Annotated in this window: 10 protein-coding genes, 1 tRNA gene and 2 pseudogenes; 8 read left to right on the top strand and 5 right to left on the bottom strand. The window is 68.7% G+C overall.

Features of this window, described 5'->3' with window-relative positions; genetic code table 11:
• Window positions 1-378: 378 nt before the first annotated feature.
• A complete protein-coding gene (locus EDD30_RS19290; protein ID WP_071805031.1) occupies window positions 379-3,495 on the top strand; it encodes a PD-(D/E)XK nuclease family protein in 3,117 nt (1,038 codons plus the stop codon).
• Complete coding sequence (locus tag EDD30_RS19285; protein ID WP_071805030.1) at window positions 3,492-6,815, top strand: UvrD-helicase domain-containing protein; 3,324 nt, start codon at window positions 3,492-3,494, stop codon at window positions 6,813-6,815. The genes EDD30_RS19290 and EDD30_RS19285 overlap by 4 nt, the downstream gene beginning before the upstream one ends.
• Window positions 6,816-6,862: 47 nt before the next feature.
• On the opposite strand, the gene EDD30_RS19280 is transcribed toward EDD30_RS19285, so the two are convergent.
• Window positions 6,863-8,176, bottom strand: coding sequence for a DNA methyltransferase (locus EDD30_RS19280; protein WP_084556336.1), 1,314 nt, complete (start codon window positions 8,174-8,176; stop codon window positions 6,863-6,865).
• Window positions 8,177-8,343: 167 nt separating this feature from the next.
• On the opposite strand from EDD30_RS19280, the gene EDD30_RS19275 reads away from it, so the two are divergent.
• Together EDD30_RS19275 and EDD30_RS38355 are read left to right on the top strand one after the other, a co-directional pair.
• Entirely contained in the window at window positions 8,344-10,044 is a 1,701-nt protein-coding gene (locus tag EDD30_RS19275) for an AAA family ATPase (RefSeq protein WP_084556335.1), read from the top strand.
• Window positions 10,011-11,243 (top strand): hypothetical protein, encoded by a 1,233-nt coding sequence (locus tag EDD30_RS38355; protein WP_143162645.1) that lies wholly within the window; start codon window positions 10,011-10,013, stop codon window positions 11,241-11,243. The genes EDD30_RS19275 and EDD30_RS38355 overlap by 34 nt, the downstream gene beginning before the upstream one ends.
• Before the next feature lie 91 nt (window positions 11,244-11,334).
• On the opposite strand, the pseudogene EDD30_RS42060 reads toward EDD30_RS38355, so the two are convergent.
• Window positions 11,335-11,508 (bottom strand): annotated as a pseudogene (locus tag EDD30_RS42060) (replication-relaxation family protein); the annotation flags it as partial.
• A 134-nt stretch (window positions 11,509-11,642) separates the two neighbouring features.
• Here EDD30_RS42060 and EDD30_RS19260 point away from each other — a divergent pair.
• Window positions 11,643-12,734 (top strand): IS630 family transposase, encoded by a 1,092-nt coding sequence (locus tag EDD30_RS19260; protein WP_123678074.1) that lies wholly within the window; start codon window positions 11,643-11,645, stop codon window positions 12,732-12,734.
• A 76-nt stretch (window positions 12,735-12,810) separates the two neighbouring features.
• On the opposite strand, the gene EDD30_RS19255 is transcribed toward EDD30_RS19260, so the two are convergent.
• The 3 genes and pseudogenes from EDD30_RS19255 to EDD30_RS19240 form a co-directional block, all read right to left on the bottom strand.
• Window positions 12,811-13,245, bottom strand: coding sequence for a hypothetical protein (locus tag EDD30_RS19255; protein WP_170208275.1), 435 nt, complete (start codon window positions 13,243-13,245; stop codon window positions 12,811-12,813).
• Window positions 13,246-13,456: 211 nt separating this feature from the next.
• Window positions 13,457-13,530 (bottom strand) — tRNA-Gly (locus EDD30_RS19245).
• Window positions 13,531-14,058: 528 nt separating this feature from the next.
• Window positions 14,059-14,586: pseudogene (locus EDD30_RS19240) on the bottom strand (pyridoxamine 5'-phosphate oxidase family protein); the annotation flags it as partial.
• Between the two features lie 75 nt (window positions 14,587-14,661).
• On the opposite strand from EDD30_RS19240, the gene dcd reads away from it, so the two are divergent.
• The 3 genes from dcd to EDD30_RS39220 are packed head-to-tail and all read left to right on the top strand — an operon-like array spanning window position 14,662 to window position 15,766.
• On the top strand, window positions 14,662-15,240 hold the full coding sequence (gene dcd, locus EDD30_RS19235; RefSeq protein WP_071807522.1) for a dCTP deaminase: 579 nt from the start codon (window positions 14,662-14,664) through the stop codon (window positions 15,238-15,240).
• A 17-nt stretch (window positions 15,241-15,257) separates the two neighbouring features.
• A complete protein-coding gene (locus EDD30_RS19230; RefSeq protein WP_071807521.1) occupies window positions 15,258-15,545 on the top strand; it encodes a YciI family protein in 288 nt (95 codons plus the stop codon).
• 56 nt (window positions 15,546-15,601) lie between these two features.
• Window positions 15,602-15,766 carry a hypothetical protein gene (locus EDD30_RS39220; RefSeq protein WP_170047482.1) on the top strand — a complete coding sequence of 55 codons (165 nt, stop codon included), beginning with the start codon at window positions 15,602-15,604 and terminating at the stop codon, window positions 15,764-15,766.
• Window positions 15,767-15,977 lie beyond the last annotated feature (211 nt).

Here is a 15,977-nt window from a genome sequence, read left to right as displayed (position 1 = left end):
GGCTCAAGGAACTCGACCCCCAAGGAACAAGCAACGCAGTACGTGAGCCGAAGCCAGAGTGACCACTTCCTCGAGCAACCACCGCAAGGTGGGGTCTGGTTCTGAGGGCTGACCACCGCACCGTGGGGTCTGGGGGCTCGGCCCCCAGGCAAACATGCGAAAAGGCCCGGTCCTCCCCAGCGCCGGCCCGCCCGGTGTCGTGCCGTGCCAGGGCATCCCGCGCGAACGAGGTTGAGGCGAATCGCCAACGCCGTGGCCGCAGCGTGGATAACGTGAAGTCGATTCACCGCTTCCAGCTCCCCCGGTTGGTGCCCATTCCGACGACGATGGGGAGCCCGTGTCAATGCGTCCGTATGCCCATGACCTGGAGCGCCGCCCGTGGCGGTGACTTGGACGGGCTACGGGTCGGTGGCGCACGAGGCGCTACGCCGGACGGTGGCGGACGCTAAGGACGGTGACCTGCTGACGCCGGTGACCGTGCTGGTGCCGACGAATCTCGCGGGCGTGCTGGCGCGCCGTTCCCTCGCCGGTGGTGTCCACGGCCGGCCGGGGATCGCCGGCCTGGCAGTACTCACGGTCGATCGTCTGGCCGAGCAGGTCGCGGCTGCAGCCCTGGTGGGGGCCGGTCGCCGTCCCGCGACCGAGGCCGTGCTCGCCGCCGCGTGGCGGCGGGCCCTCGCCGAGGAGCCAGGGCTGTTCGCGCCGGTAGCGCAGCATCCGACGACTGTTCGGGCGCTTGCCGCAGCGCATCGCCAGCTACGGGAAGTCGATGAGGCGGGTCTGTCGGCGATTAGCGCCAACGGTGGCCCGATTGCGGCGAACCTTGTCCGCCTGCACCACCGAGTCGTCACCACCCTCGCGGCAGGTTGGTACGACGTTTCCGACCTGCGCCGCGCCGCCACCGAGGCGCTGGGTCGAAATCCTAGGGTCGCCGACGAGATCGGTACGGTCGTCTTCTTCCTTCCCGACGAGCTGCCGCCAGGGGCCGTCGCGTTCCTGGCCCAGCTGGCGTCCGTTACCGACCTGCATGTCGTCGCAGCCCGCACCGGTGACACCCGCGTCGACGCCACCACCATGTCGTCGCTCCGATGGCTTGGCCCGGCGGCGCGCATGGCAGAGTTCCCTCCGCCGATCGCGGCCGGGGTGCTGCACGCGTCGGACGCCGATGACGAGGTCCGCTGCGTTATCCGGCTGCTCACCGGCGCACTGCAGCAGGCTCCCGCGCACCGGGTGGCGGTGCTCTACGGTTCCGCCTCCCCGTATGCGCGGCTGCTCGCGGAGCATCTCGACGCGGCCGGGATAGCCTGGAACGGCACCGGCGTCCGCCCAACCATCGAGCGCAGCCTGGCCCGGGCGTTCCTGGATTTGCTGGCACTGCCGGAGCACGGCTGGCGCCGCGACGAGGTGATGGCGGTACTCGCGTCCGCGCCGGTACGCGACGCCGCGGGCCGACGGGTTCCGGCGGCGCGCTGGGAGCGGATCTCCCGGTCAGCGGGGGTGGTGGCCGGCGATGACTGGGACATCCGGCTCAAGGCGTACGCCACCCAGGAGCGCCTGGCGGCCGGCACCGAACGGGCATGCGAGGCCCCTCGGCAAGAGGTGATTTCACGCCGGGAGAGCGACGCCGATATCGCCGACGCCCTGCGGCAGTTCGTCGGTGAGTTGCGCGAGCGGCTGCACGAGGGGGAAAGCCTGACCGCCTGGCCGGCGTTGTCGGCCTGGGCACAGCGCACCTACGGCGCCCTGGTCGGCAACCTTGATGCCGAGGCGTGGCTGCCCGAGGACGAGCTACGCGCCGCGGACAAGGTAGCCCGTTCGCTGGCCGGCATGGCCGGGCTCGGGGCGGTAGCGGCGGCCGCCGACCTGACCGCGCTGCGGCTGACCCTGGAGCTGGAGCTCGCGGCGGACCTTCCCCGCCACGGCCGCTTCGGCGAGGGAGTCCTGGTGGCGCCGCTGTCGGCGGCGGTCGGCCTGGACGTCGACATCGTCTACGTTCTCGGGCTAGCCGAGGAACTGGTGCCCGGACGGCTCGGCACCGACGCCCTGCTCCCCGATGAGGTACGCGCGTTGACCGGTGGACAGTTGCCGCTGCTACGCGACCGCGTCGACCGGCAGCACCGGCACCTGCTCGCGGCACTGGCCGCCGCACCCGAGGTGGTCGTATCGTTCCCGCGCGGCGACCTACGGCAGAGCACCACACGATTGCCGTCGCGGTGGCTGCTGCCGACCCTTCGCAGCCGCTCCGGCAACGGAAGCGTCGACGCCACGCGTTGGCAGTCGGCGCGCGGCGACTTCCTGGTTGGCTCGCCGTCGTTCGCGGCCAGCCTCACCGGCTCCGACGAGCTCGCGACACTGCAGGAATGGCGGACCCGGGCCGCCGTGGCCGCCCACACCCGCGACATCCCGCTCGAGCAGACCCTGCCCGGCGACGACGTGGTGGCAGCAGCGCTGGACATGCGGCGCGGCCACGCAAGCGACCGGCTCACCCGCTTCGACGGCGACCTCGCCGGGCTCGACGTGCCCGACCCGACCGCCGGGGCGGTGCTCTCTCCGACCGCGCTGGAGGCGTGGACTCGCTGCCCACACCGGTACTTCGCCGCCCGACTACTGCGGGTCTCCCCGGTGGAATCGCCCGAGGAACTGCTGCACATCAGCCCCCTGGAAGTGGGCAACCTCATGCACCTAGCCCTGGACCGGTTCTTCGCCGCCCAGGCCGAGGCCGGCGCCGTCCCGGCCGGCAACACTCCTTGGAGCGACGCCCAGCGGGCCGACCTGCAGCGTATCGCCAGTGAGGTCGCCGCTGAGCTGGCCGTGCGCGGGGTGACCGGGCACCGGCTGCTGTGGCGGCAGGAACTGACCCGCATCCTGGCCGACCTCAACCTGTTCCTCGACGACGACGAGCAGTTACGCGCCGCGACCGGCCGCGGCCAGGTCCGCTCCGAGCTGGCCTTCGGTATGCGCGGCGCACTCCCGGTCGAGGTAGCGCTGCATGACGGCCGCACCGTATTCCTGCGCGGAAGCGCCGACCGCGTCGACCGCGCCGGTGACGCGATCGTGGTGGTCGACTACAAGACCGGCAGCAGCCGCAGCTTCGCCGACCTCGACCAGACCGACCCCACCGCGCGCGGCACGAAACTGCAACTACCCGTGTACGGCTACGCCGCCCGCGCCGCCCTCGACGCACCCCAGGCCGCGGTCACGGCTGAGTACTGGTTCCTGCGCAAGGACCGAGGCCGGCGCATCGCCCTCGTCCTTGACGAACCCACCGAACACACCTTCGCCGAGACACTCGGGGTCATCGTCGACGGGATCGCGGCCGGGCTGTTCCCGCACCGGCCACCGGACGAGGACGGCTGGGGCGGCCACGTCGAATGCCCTTACTGTGACCCGGACGGCCTCGGCGTCGCCGAACTGCGCACCCGGTGGTCCCACAAACGATCCGACCCTCGGCTGGCCGCCTACCTGTCCCTGATCGACCCGGACGTGACCAGGTGACCGCACCGTTGGGCGACGCCGACGCGCGCCACCGCATCACGGACCGCCTCGACGAAACCCTGTTCGTGGAGGCCGGCGCCGGCTCCGGCAAAACCAAGTCGTTGGTCGACCGCGTCGTCGCCACCGTGCTCAGTGGCATCCCGCTACCGCAGGTCGCCGCGGTCACGTTCACCGAGAAGGCCGCCGCCGAACTGCGCGACCGGCTCCGGGTCGCCTTCGAAGCCCACGCCGCGACCGCCGCGCCCGACGCCCGCTGCGCCGGCGAGGCCGTGGACGACCTGGATAAGGCGGCGATCGGGACCCTGCACTCGTTCGCCCAGCGCATCCTGGGCGAACACCCCATCGAGGCCGGGCTGCCGCCGCTGGTGGAGATCCTCGACGAGGTGACCTCAGGGGTGGCGTTCGACAACCGCTGGACCACCCTGCGCGCCGACCTGCTCGACGACCCGGAGCTGGCCGACACCCTGCTACTGGCCATGGCCGCCGGAATGCGCCTGGACGACCTGCGCGCCTTGACCATGGCGTTCACCGCCAATTGGGACCTCATCACCGACCGGGTCCTCGCCGCCCCCGGCGATCCCCCGCCGCCGGTGGACGTGGACACCCTCCTCACCGAGGCCGAACGCATCCTCGTGCTTCGCGCGCACTGCCGCGCCGACGACGACAAGATGCTCGCTCGCCTGGAGCATCTGGCCGACTGGGCACGGCAACTCGCCGCCGCACCTGACGAGGCGGCCCGGCTCACCGTGCTCGGTCTCGCGCTGGGCGGCGCCTGGCGGCACGGCCGCGCCGGCAACTGGCGCCCCGTCGACCTCGACGAACTGCGCGGCGCCTGCCGCGACTTGGCGACCGCCGCCACCAGCCTGCGCGACCGGGTCCTGGAGGCGACGCTGCGCCGCCTCGCGCACCGCATCGGCCGCGCCACCCTCGACGACGCCGCCGCCCGCCGGGCCGAGGGCCGCCTCGAATTCCACGACCTGCTCGTCCTCGCCCGCGACCTACTACGCCACCCCCAGCACGGCGCGACGGTGCGGACCTCGCTCCAGCAGCGCTACCGGCGGCTGCTGCTCGACGAGTTCCAGGACACCGACCCCATCCAGGTCGAGCTGGCCGTGCGCATCGCCGGTGGCGCCGACGCCGACGCCACCGACTGGACCGACGTCCACGTGCCGGCCGGCAGCCTGTTCGTCGTCGGCGACCCCAAACAGTCGATCTACCGATTCCGCCGCGCCGACATCGCCACCTACCTGCGCGCCCGACAACACCTCGGCGCTCCCGTCGTGCTGGACACCAACTTCCGCACCGGCGCACCGATCCTCGACTGGATCAACACCACCTTCGGCACCCTCATCGTCGCCGAACCCGGCTCCCAACCGGCCTACCGCCCGCTGAACGCCGTCCGCCCGACACCCCCGACCGGACCGCCGGTCATCACCCTCGGCGCCCAACCCCACGGCGACGACCCGGACGCCGATGAGCTGCGCACCCGCGAGGCGGCCGACGTCGCCGCCACTATCCAAACGATCCTGGCCGAGCGGTGGCAGGTCTCCGACGGCGACGGCTGGCGCGACGCCGGACTCCGCGACATCGCCGTCCTCGTCCCCGCCCGCACCAGCCTGCCCCACCTGGAAACCGCCCTCGATGCCGCCGGCATCGGCTACCACTCCGCCGCCAGCTCCCTGGTCTACCGCACCCGCGAGGTCCGCGACCTGCTGACCGCCGCCCGCGCCGCCGACGACCCCAGCGACGCCCTCGCCTTGCTCACCGCCCTGCGAACACCGCTGTTCGGCTGCGGCGACGACGACCTCTACACCTGGCGGCGGGCCGGCGGCCGCGTCCATTTGCTCGCCCCGGCACCGACCACCCTCGCGGACGACCATCCGGTCGGCAGAGCGATCGCCTATCTGCGCCGGCTGCACGACGACCGCGCCTGGCTCGCCCCCAGCGAAGTCCTTACCCGTTTGATCGACGACCGGCGCATGTACGAGGTCGCCGCCGCTTCCCCGCACGCCCGAGATATCTGGCGCAGGCTGCGCTTCGTCGTCGACCAGGCCCGCGCCTTCACCGACGCCGAACACGCCAGCCTGCGCGGCTACCTGAGCTGGGCCGCCCGCCAGGCCAGCGAGACCGCCCGCGTCGCCGAGGCCATCCTCCCCGAGACCGACACCGACACCATCCGCATCATGACCATCCACGCCGCCAAAGGCTTGGAGTTCGGCATCGTCGTCGTCTCTGGCATGACGAGCCGGGCCGGCGGCGCCCGCGCCGGTGTCGAGGTGCTCTGGCCCCGCACCGGCGGCTACGAAGTGCGCCTGCGCAAAGAATTGCAAACCACCGCGTTCGAGGCCGCCAAACCCCTCGACGAACAGATGGGCCACCACGAACGCCTGCGCCTGCTCTACGTCGCCTGCACCCGCGCCCGCGACCACCTCGTCGTCTCCCTGCACCGCAAGACCCGCACCGCACCCCGCACCCCAGGCGGGTTCACCAGCGCCGAACTGCTCGCCGACGCCGCCCCACCCGCACCCGACCTCACGCCGACCACGACCGCCGACGGCCACCGCCCAACGCCCCCGGCCGTGACACCACCACCGCCGTACGACCAGTGGCATGACCGAATCAGCCAGGCGCAGACAGCCGCAGCACGCCCCTCCGCCGTCAGCGCCTCCCACCTGGAAGGCACGCACACCACCGTCCGCCCGGCCGAGGCCGACCGGCTCGGCGAACCCCGCGACCCAGGCCTGGCGAAGAACCCCCGCGACCTCGAACTACCACCGTGGAACAAGGGCCGCTACGGCACCGCCATCGGCCGCGCCGTCCATGGCGTTTTGCAATCGGTCGACCTGGCTACCGGCTCCGGGTTGCAGGACGCTGTAGCCGCCCAGGCCCTCGCCGAAGGCGTCGCCGACCACACCGAACTCGTCACCCAGCTCGCCCACGCCGCCCTTGACTCCGACGTCGTGCAGCAGGCAGCCACCCGACCCCATTGGCGCGAGACCTACGTCGGCACCACCCTCGGCGACCGCATCCTCGAAGGCATCATCGACCTGCTCTACCGCGACGACGACGGCCTGGTCATCGTCGACTACAAGACCGACGCCGTACCCACCGCAGCGTTCGACGCACGCATCGACTACTACCGGCCCCAGATGGCCGCGTACGCCACCGCTGTGCACGTCGCCACCGGGGAGACGGTCGCCCGTTGCATCCTGCTCTTCCTCACCCCGTACGGCGCCCATCCGCAGCCGGTGACGGACCTCGCCGAGGCCGCCGCCCAGATACGCCACACGGTCCAGTACGAGTCCGCCATGACTTCCTGACAACTTGTCACTGAGGACGTACTGAGATGGCGTAAGAGCAAACCTGTTCAGCCGCACTTCCGGTCAGCCTGAAATTCTTCCTGTGGGGCCGTGGCGCAGAAATCTATTGGGAGGCGCTGGTCCAACTCGCGAATCTTCGCCTCGGCGAGGTCCAGGTACTGCTGGGAGACGTCCACGCCGATCACGCGCCGACCGAGCGTGAGCGCAGCCACGGCAGTGTTGCCGGACCCGATGAAGGGATCGAGGACGATGTCGTTCGCATTGGTCGAGATCGCAATGCAACGTCCGGGCAGCGCCAGCGGAAACTGTGCCCCGTGTCCGTCGCCCCCGGACGAAACGGGAATCACCCAGACGTCGGAGAGCTTGTCGCCCTCGTATAGTGCGTTGCGTCCGCCGAGGTTGGCACCTAGCCTGCGGTATGCGCCCTTGTCGAACTTTGGTGCGCGCTGGGTCGAGAGGTGCAGCACGTACTCAAGGTTGCGGCTCACGCGGGAGTTCTGGGGCTCAGGCAAGCTGTTGATCTTCGCCCACGTGATGATGCTCTTGGTGTAGTACCCGATGCGACTAGCTCGCTCTGCGACCAGAGCCGGGATACCGCACTGCTCGCCATCTTTGATGTAGGAATGGCCGGCGCTGTAGCGGTGGTGCTCGTGGTCCCCCCACTTCATCCGGTTCCGGCCGTCCATGGCCTGGAGTGCTTCGTAGGCGTTGCTACGAATCTGGGTCCGCGTCATGTAGGTGTCCATAAGGTTCCACCAGACCGACGCTGACTCCGTCAGCACTGGGCGCAGCCGATGCAGAATCTCGATCGTATGCCGGATGAAACCCTCTGGCGTCTGTTCGTGGCCGAAGGCGCACTCTTCGCCATCTGCCCAGCGCACGAGGCAGGCGTCCTTGTAGATACGCATGCCCCAGTACGGCGTCGAGGTCACGACGCACTGGACGCTAGCCTTGGGCAGCGCGCCAACGACCTGCAGGAAGTCGCCGTTGATGAGGTCCCACTTTTGGTCCTGGGGGAACTCGATCGAGCGCACGCTGGCGTCGAGCTCAGACAGCAGATAGTCCAGAACGCGGCTACGAGGAACGAAGGTTTCCGAAAATGCGTCCTGGTCGAGGAGCTCGAGGACCTCGTCGACCGTGAGCTTCCTCTTGTTGCCGAAGATCCGTCGGATGAATGACTCGGCCATCCCCACGACGGGTGCCACGTCCTCGACGGGGAGCGTCTCGGGTCGCCCCTGGTAGGACTTGCGGTCCAACTTCGCGATGGCGGTACGCGGGTAGATGTTCGGCAGCTCGGGGGTCGTCGGCTGAGGCACACGCCTCCGCCGTTGTGGGGCAGGGGGGAGGCCTTCGGTGCTCATGCCGCGAACTCTAGAGCCCGCCTCCGACAGGAGGGGTGGCGGCTCACCGATTTGATCCTAAGAGCACTGATCACGGGTTCAGTCCGTCACCCCGCGCCTACCTAGCGCGACGAGATCTGGCAACATGCACCTGACATCTGGCTGCTGCCCGAGAGGATCCTGCTGGGATGCGACTCAGCGCTGAGGCGATGAACGCGGCGCTCGCCGACTTCCAGGGACTCAACTACCAGACGAAGGTGGCGTCGGCGTACGACGTGTTCCTTACCATGAAGTGGGTCGGTGCGAACGGCGATGGCCAGGACCCGTGGCATGTGGTTCCAAGGGCTGTGGATGAACTTTTCGGCGTCTTCCCGAATCACAAACTCGGTCGGCTCCGCCCATGTCGTTACGACTGGTTAAAGCTCGAGGACTCTGGGCGAAAGACGGTCTGGAACAACAACACCCGTGCGGTCAAGCTTTCGACGTCACTGCTCGTGAACAACGACATACGGAACGGTCTGCTCCCGAACGCTTCCACGATCCTCGGACCGGCGCTACCTCCTCAGCGTCCTTCCTGGCAATCCTTGGCTGTGCTCGTGCTGCGCAACAATGACTTCGCGCCAGGAGACGACTGGGCGACGGCACAGATGGAGTTGCTCAACAGGCTCGGAATGACTCAGGCCGAGCTATCGCACATCACCTCGCCTCAGTCCCTTGGGGTCCCGCTGCTCGGCGCCATTGAATGGGACGAAACCACGATCCCCGAGGCACTCCAGCCCCCAGAGGCCGTGGTCGTGCAAGCGCCCGCAGCGCAGCAAACGCCGACTCCCGGAGCCCAGGTGGCTCTCCCGGCCGCCGCCGCAGTCTCGATCAGCGTGGATGCGCGAGTCGAGCGCATGCTTCGCCTCGCACTCAAGACGACGTCCTCGATCCTCCTGGTTGGCCCGCCCGGCACCGGGAAGGGAACACTTCTCAAGTGGGTGTTGGGTGAGGTCGCCGCTACCCCAGAGCGCTACGGCTTCGAGGCCGGCTTCGATCCCAACCCGCTCTGGCGCACGCCAGATGAGAGCTGGACGGCGTTCGACCTCATCGGCGGCATGGCCCCCAATCCCGACGGAGTACTCACTTGGTCGTCGGGCGCCCTCCTGAACGCCATCGAGGACAATCGGTGGCTCATTCTCGACGAGACCAACCGTGGCGACATGGATAAGATCATGGGACCACTAATGACGTGGCTTTCGGACCAGGAAGTCGAAGTCGGCCGCTCCGCGGCTCACGAGGGCCAGCCCCAGCACGTGGGGTGGGGCGTTGGGCGCCAGTCGACAGTAGATGAGAACGCCGACGTTCGCCGCTATCTCGCGGGCACGGAATTTCGCCTGCTCGGAACCTACAACCCCCAGGACGCACAGCGAGTCTTCCGTTTCGGTCAGGCACTCTCTCGCCGCTTCGTCGTCATTCCGGTTCCAGCGATTCGACCGGGACAATTTACCCAGCTGCTCGAGGAGTCGTTTCCTGATCTCGGCGCGGACGCGGTCGCCGCGATTTCGGGCCTTTACTCAGCACACCTGGCGGACGACAGCACCGCGCTTGGACCGGCAGTATTTCTTAGAATGGCCAAGTACCTGCTTGCCGGGCTGTCGACGATAGCGCCTCACGCTACGGCCCCTACGGGGCCAGCCGACCCAGAGGAGGAAGCACCGGAGGCTGAGGAGACGCCGCTTCTCGCGGAGCTCCTCGCTGAGGCCTACGTCATGGGCATCGGCCGGTACCTGGCCGGCTTCGACGACCGCACCTTCGATGCGCTCGGCGAACGGATCGTCAACGATGAAGCCGCGCTACCACAGGGACAGTGGACATGGGTGAGCTCGCAACGGAACGTCCTGAGCTGACGGCTCTGACCCTTCCACGGCGTGGCCTAGAAGTGCTGCTCCGCGGATGGAACAGCGACGGCCAACTCTTTGACGCGCTAAGCGCTGTCACGGGCGTCGAGATGGACGTGCATTGGTCCGCGACAGCCATTGAGCGGCGAGCGGCACGTGTCCTGCTAGAGAAGATGGAAAGTGCCCTTCTCCTCCTCCCGGATAACGAGGCGACGTGGCGCGAGAATTTGCCGGTTATGACGACGTCGGCTCGGGAGGTGTCGAGTCGCCCGCTCCGGCCCATAGACTGGGCAACGACAGGCAGGCGCTATGGCTGGCCACCGAAGGCATTCGTCGGGCATCCTCGGTCGCGGGTCAAGGACGAAAGCGCACTGCAGGCGCTGGCGTGGACAGCGCGACACCTCGAGCGAATGGTGCGGGACGTGCGCACCGCTGCCCCGCTCCTCGTCGGTCGCATCGAGCGTCCTGTATTTACCATGATCGAAGTGGTGAAGACCGATCTAGCCGATGTCGAGGCGCTCTGCCCGGACCGTCTCGATCTCCGCTCGCTCGCCAGCTCTGGTCGCCCCTGGTCCACACTTGCCATGGTGGCGGCGTCACTCCTGCGAGCCCAAACCGACCTAGACTTCCTCGCGTTCGAGCTCATAGAGCCGGATCCCGAGCTGGAATGGCGTCTCTTCCACCTCTCGGTCTTGGGAGAGGTACTCGCGGCTGTTCGGTCGCTCGGAGGGCGCGTCTTATGGAGAGCGCCCCTGAGCGCAGGTGAGTCGTCAGGACCCCAATTCGAACTCAGGATCGGGCCCCATGTCTGGGACCTGTGGTTCGAGGCCTCGGGGGCGGCCCGTCACTACCGGGTGGCATCGCCGTACAAGGCAGCAACGGCGGGCGTGAGTAGGAACCAGAGGGCCATCGGGGCAGACATCATGCTGTGCCTGCCTGGTAAACGTGCCCTGATGCTGGAATGCAAGTGGAGTGGTCACGGAAGCTATGTGGGTCGAGACGGTTATCACCAGGCGTCGTCGTACCTGGTCGAGGCGCGATCAGGGATCGCTGACGAGGCGTGGTCCTTCGTCATAGGACCCGAAGAGGTCGTGAGAAGCCAAAGCGAGACCGTGTTGGATTGGCCGGGTGGGGCTGCCGTCGTGGGTGCCGGCAGCATCAACCATGTCCGAGGTCTAGTGCGCTTACTGATTGTCGATTCTCTATGACATTTCTATTCGAACGGGTGGCCTATGCAACGGGCGACCACGGTTTGTGCCGAGCCCGGGGGATATGCCGCCTCTGAACCATCCCGTCCACCACGAAGAACCCGTTGGGGGTCACCAGGTCCCCGAGCGTCGCGGACATGGCGAGCCGGGCCGTGGCGCCGCGTACGGCGGCCGGGCGGGGCAGCGCGTCACCGCGTCCGGCCACCGTCGTCGCACCGATGGGGCCGACGGTCTACCACCATGACTGCGAGCCGGGCCGCTGGTAGGTCTCGTGGGGTGAGTCTCATGAGTTCGCCGGCCACGACGGACGCCGTGAGGCGGGCACCGGTAGGGGCAGAGCTTGAAGTGCTAGTGTGCTGCGCCGGAAATTCGCCTGATAAGTCGGTGTAGGGTGGGTTGATGGCACGTACCGGGCGCCCGACTGCACCGCTGGTGTTGACCGATGAGGAACGCGCGACGTTGACCCGGTGGTCGCGTCGGGCGAAGTCTTCGCAGGCCCTCGCTGTGCGATCGAGGATCATCCTGGCGTGCGCCGAAGGTGCCGCGAACACTGATGTAGCAACGGCTCTGGGCGTACACCTGTCCACTGCGGGTAAGTGGCGGCGGCGGTTCCTGGCCGAACGTCTCGACGGTTTGATCGATGAACAACGTCCGGGCCGGCCGCCGTCGATCGCCCTGGACAAGGTCGAAGAAGTCGTCGTCGCCACCCTGGAACAGACACCGCGTAACGCCACTCACTGGTCACGCGCGTCGATGGCGGAGAAGTCCGGGCTGTCGAAGTCGACGATCGGCCGGATCTGGCGCGACTTCGGCCTCAAGCCGCACCGGGCTGAGACGTTCAAACTGTCCACCGACCCGCAGTTCATCGAGAAAGTCGTCGACGTCGTCGGCCTCTACCATCATCCGCCCGAACGAGCCGTGGTGCTGTGCGTGGACGAGAAGTCCCAGATCCAGGCCCTCAACCGCTCCCAGCCGGTCCTGCCGATGATGCCCGGCATGCCCGAACGCCGCACCCACGACTACCACCGCAACGGCATCACCAGCCTGTTCGCCGCGTTCGACACCGCCGACGGCACCGTCATCAGCGAACTGCACCGCCAGCACCGCGCGACCGAGTTCAAACAGTTCCTGATCACCATCGACAAGACCGTCCCGGCCGACCTGGACGTGCACCTGATCTGCGACAACTACGGCACCCACAAAACCCCCGCCATCCGGGCCTGGCTGACGAAACATCCCCGCTTCCACATGCACTTCACCCCGACCGGCTCGTCCTGGATCAACCAGGTCGAACGCTGGTTCGGCTTCCTCGCCGACCAGAAGATCCGCCGCGGCACCCACAACAGCGTCCAGGCCCTGGAAGCCGACATCCGGTCCTGGATCGCCGACTGGAACAGCAATCCGCGACCGTTCATCTGGACCAAGACCGCCGAAGAGATCCTCGAATCACTCGCCCGATTTTGTAGGCGAATTTCCGGCGCAGCACACTAGTAGGAGTGGTACCTCTCATCAGTCGGTTCCGTTCCACCAGTCCTCCTCCGCGTGCGTGACGTGCGCGTACGACATGTCATAGGGGGTGTTCACCGGCGTGTTCGTCGCCGTGAGCCGCCTCGTGAGGCGTCATCTGAGGGCTCATCAGTGACCGCTCGGGGTGCAGCGCGAAGTCGTTCGGTTCCAGCGGCGGCTGCACCATCGCCGCATTGGCCTGCTCTTCCTCGTCGGCCAGCGGCGCCGTGCTGGCGACGCCGAGCAGCTCCCGCCGGTCCTTGTGGGACAGGCTGGTGTGCCTGCGCGCTGCCTTGCGCAACGCAGCGGAGCGGCCCTTCTGCGCCGGCGGCGGAGGCTCGGTGTCAGCGGTCGCCGGTGGCACCACCCGGCCTCCTGCGACCGGCCGCAGCGGGGGCTGCCCGAGGTCCCGCTCCACCACATGCGGCACGGAGCAGCGTCGCTGCACATCCAAGCCGGCGTCGACATCGCCGTCATCTCCAAGCGGCTCGGTCACTCCGGGATCAGCCTGACCAGCGACACCTACGGACACCTGATCGAAACGGTGGACAAGACGGCGGCGGAAGCGGCGGCGACGGTCGTTCCGTGCCGTCTCAGGTGGGGTATAAAACCCCGCTCTCCAGCAAATCCCTAGCAAAAACGGCCCGGCCATCGAAATCTCCCGATGGCCGGGCCGTTTCTTAGTGCTGTGACCTGCGGTGGAACTGTGGAGCGGGTGACGGGAATCGAACCCGCACTGTCAGCTTGGGAAGCTGATGTTCTGCCATTGAACTACACCCGCGAGCGGCCCCACTGTACCCGATTCGCGGGCGTTGTGGCGGAGCCGCCCTGTGTAGGTGCCGGCCGGACGTGGCGCGGCCCAGTTCCCTCCTGGCCTGGCAGCGCCCCGCGAACGCAGATCGCGGTGTCCGGCCGGCGCCTACGCACTGGTGGTGGCCCGGGTGAGGTCCTGGAGAAAGACGCCGGCGGCCTGCAGGCTGCCGCCGTTCTCACGGCTGGGTGATCGGCCCGTCACGGATGCACGCTCCTTCTCGGATGGACGTGAACGATCCTCCTCGGGCTCGCGGGGCCGGTCCTTGTCAGGCGCGTGGGACCGCCCGCTGCCGGCGAAGGCCGGGTGTGGCGGTCGACCGATGGCGGGCGGCGTGGAGGCGTCGCCGCGCAGGTGGACGTGGAGTGAGGCTGCCGCGGGAGAGGTCGCCGCCGGCTCGGTGCGGTTGGCGGCGGCCGCGGGCGGGCAGGGGGCGACGACATCGGCGTGGCCGATGGCGACTGCCGGTGGTGGGGCCGGGTGGGGTTTCGCGGGGTCGACCGTGGGTGTCGCCAGGGTCGCCGTCGTGGCTGAGGTCGCGGTGGCCGTCGGTGCCGAAGCGAGCCACTTGAGGGTGATTGGCGGATATCGAAGGGTCATCGCCAGTGGTAGGGCGCCGGCGGGACCGTGGCGTCGGAGCATGGCTGTGTCGATGGAGAGCTCGAACAGGCGCCAGTCGATGCGGGGTGAGGCGCGCAGGGCGTCGGCGAGCCGGCTGACGGTGGCGTGGTCGGTGACGGGGTGGGCGTGACCGGTCAGGTACGCCTCGTCGTCGCTTTCCTCCGGTGGATAGGAGTGGAGGGCGTACCGGCCGTCGCGTTCCAGGTCGTGGCGTTTCGGCGAGTCGACGATGAAGCAGTAGAGGCCCTCGTCGGTGATCACCGGCGAGACCGGGTGCACGCGCGGGCCGCCGTCCGGGCGCACGGTGGCGAGGTAGCCCATGCCCGGGCCGTACTGCTGGAACAGCGCACGGATGGCCGCGGCGAGGTCGGGCTCGGCGGCGGCGAATTCGGACCAGGAAGCCATGGCGACATCATATAGAACATATGTACGAGACGACCACTCGACACGCCGTAGAGTGCAGGTCGGTATGGTGTGCCGATGCTGCTCTCCGACCGTGACCTGGTGTCCGAGATCAAGTCGGGCAACCTCGCACTCGAGCCCTTCGAGCCGGAGCTGATGCAGCCGTCCAGCATCGACGTGCGACTGGACCGCTACTTCCGGGTGTTCAACAACCACCTCTACACCCACATCGACCCGGCCGAGCAACAGGACGAGCTCACCGCCGAGGTCGAGGTCGGCGATGGCGAGCCGTTCGTGCTGCACCCGGGCGAGTTCGTGTTGGCGTCGACGCTCGAGGTGATCACTCTCGGCGACCAGCTCGCGGGCCGGCTGGAGGGCAAGAGCAGCCTGGGCCGGCTCGGCCTGCTGACGCACTCGACGGCCGGGTTCATCGACCCGGGCTTTTCGGGGCATGTCACCCTGGAGCTGTCCAATGTGGCGAATCTCCCGATCAAGCTGTGGCCGGGAATGAAGATCGGTCAGCTCTGCATCTTCCGCCTGTCCGGCCCGGCCGAGCATCCGTACGGCTCCGCGGTCTACGGCTCGCGCTACCAGGGCCAGCGGGGGCCCACGCCCAGCCGCAGCTCGTACAACTTCCGCACCTGGCCCACCAGCTAACGCCGAGGGAAACCGCGATGTACCTGATGATCTCGACGTACCTGGCCCCGCTCGACGAGGTGGACCGGGCCCGGGACGACCATCTGGCCTTCGTGGCGGGCCTGGAGCAGCGGGGCCTGGTGGTCTCGGCCGGCCGGCAGGACCCCGCGGTCGGCGGCGTGGTGCTGCTCGGCGTCGACACCGAGGCTGAGGCCCGCGAGCTGATGGCCGACGACCCGTACGTGCTGCGTGGCCTGGCCGAGTACGCCGCGATCGGGTGGACCCCCACCCGCGGCATCCTGGCCGACTGGCGCCGGCCCGCCTGATCGCCCGGCCCGATCAGCCGAGGGCCGAGCGGGCGCGGGCCACCTACGCTGCTCACATGATGATCGCAGGGATGGTGGGAGTAGTGGTTCTCGCCGCCGCGCTGGTGGCCGTCGTGGGGCGCCGTAGCAGCGCACCCAGCGGGATGCGGGGCGGCCCCGGCCCGGCCAGCCGAGCCGTGGGCTTCGGCCACTACGACAATGGGTCGAACGGCACCTACTGAGGCGCACGGCACGGCCACCGATAACGAACGCGGCCCGGCCGCGGCGCCGCCGCCCGGCCGGTCGGACGCAGCGGCGGCGGCGGTAAAGCTCGCCGACCTCGCCGACGATGGGCCGGTCAGGCGCGGCGGCGGTAGAGCTTGCCGACTTCGCCGACGATGGGCCGGTCAGGCGCGGCGGCGGTAGAGCTTGCCGACTTCGCCGACGATGGGC

The organism is Couchioplanes caeruleus, from assembly GCF_003751945.1.
GTDB lineage: Bacteria > Actinomycetota > Actinomycetes > Mycobacteriales > Micromonosporaceae > Actinoplanes > Actinoplanes caeruleus.
This window is presented reverse-complemented; position numbering and strand designations above follow the sequence as displayed.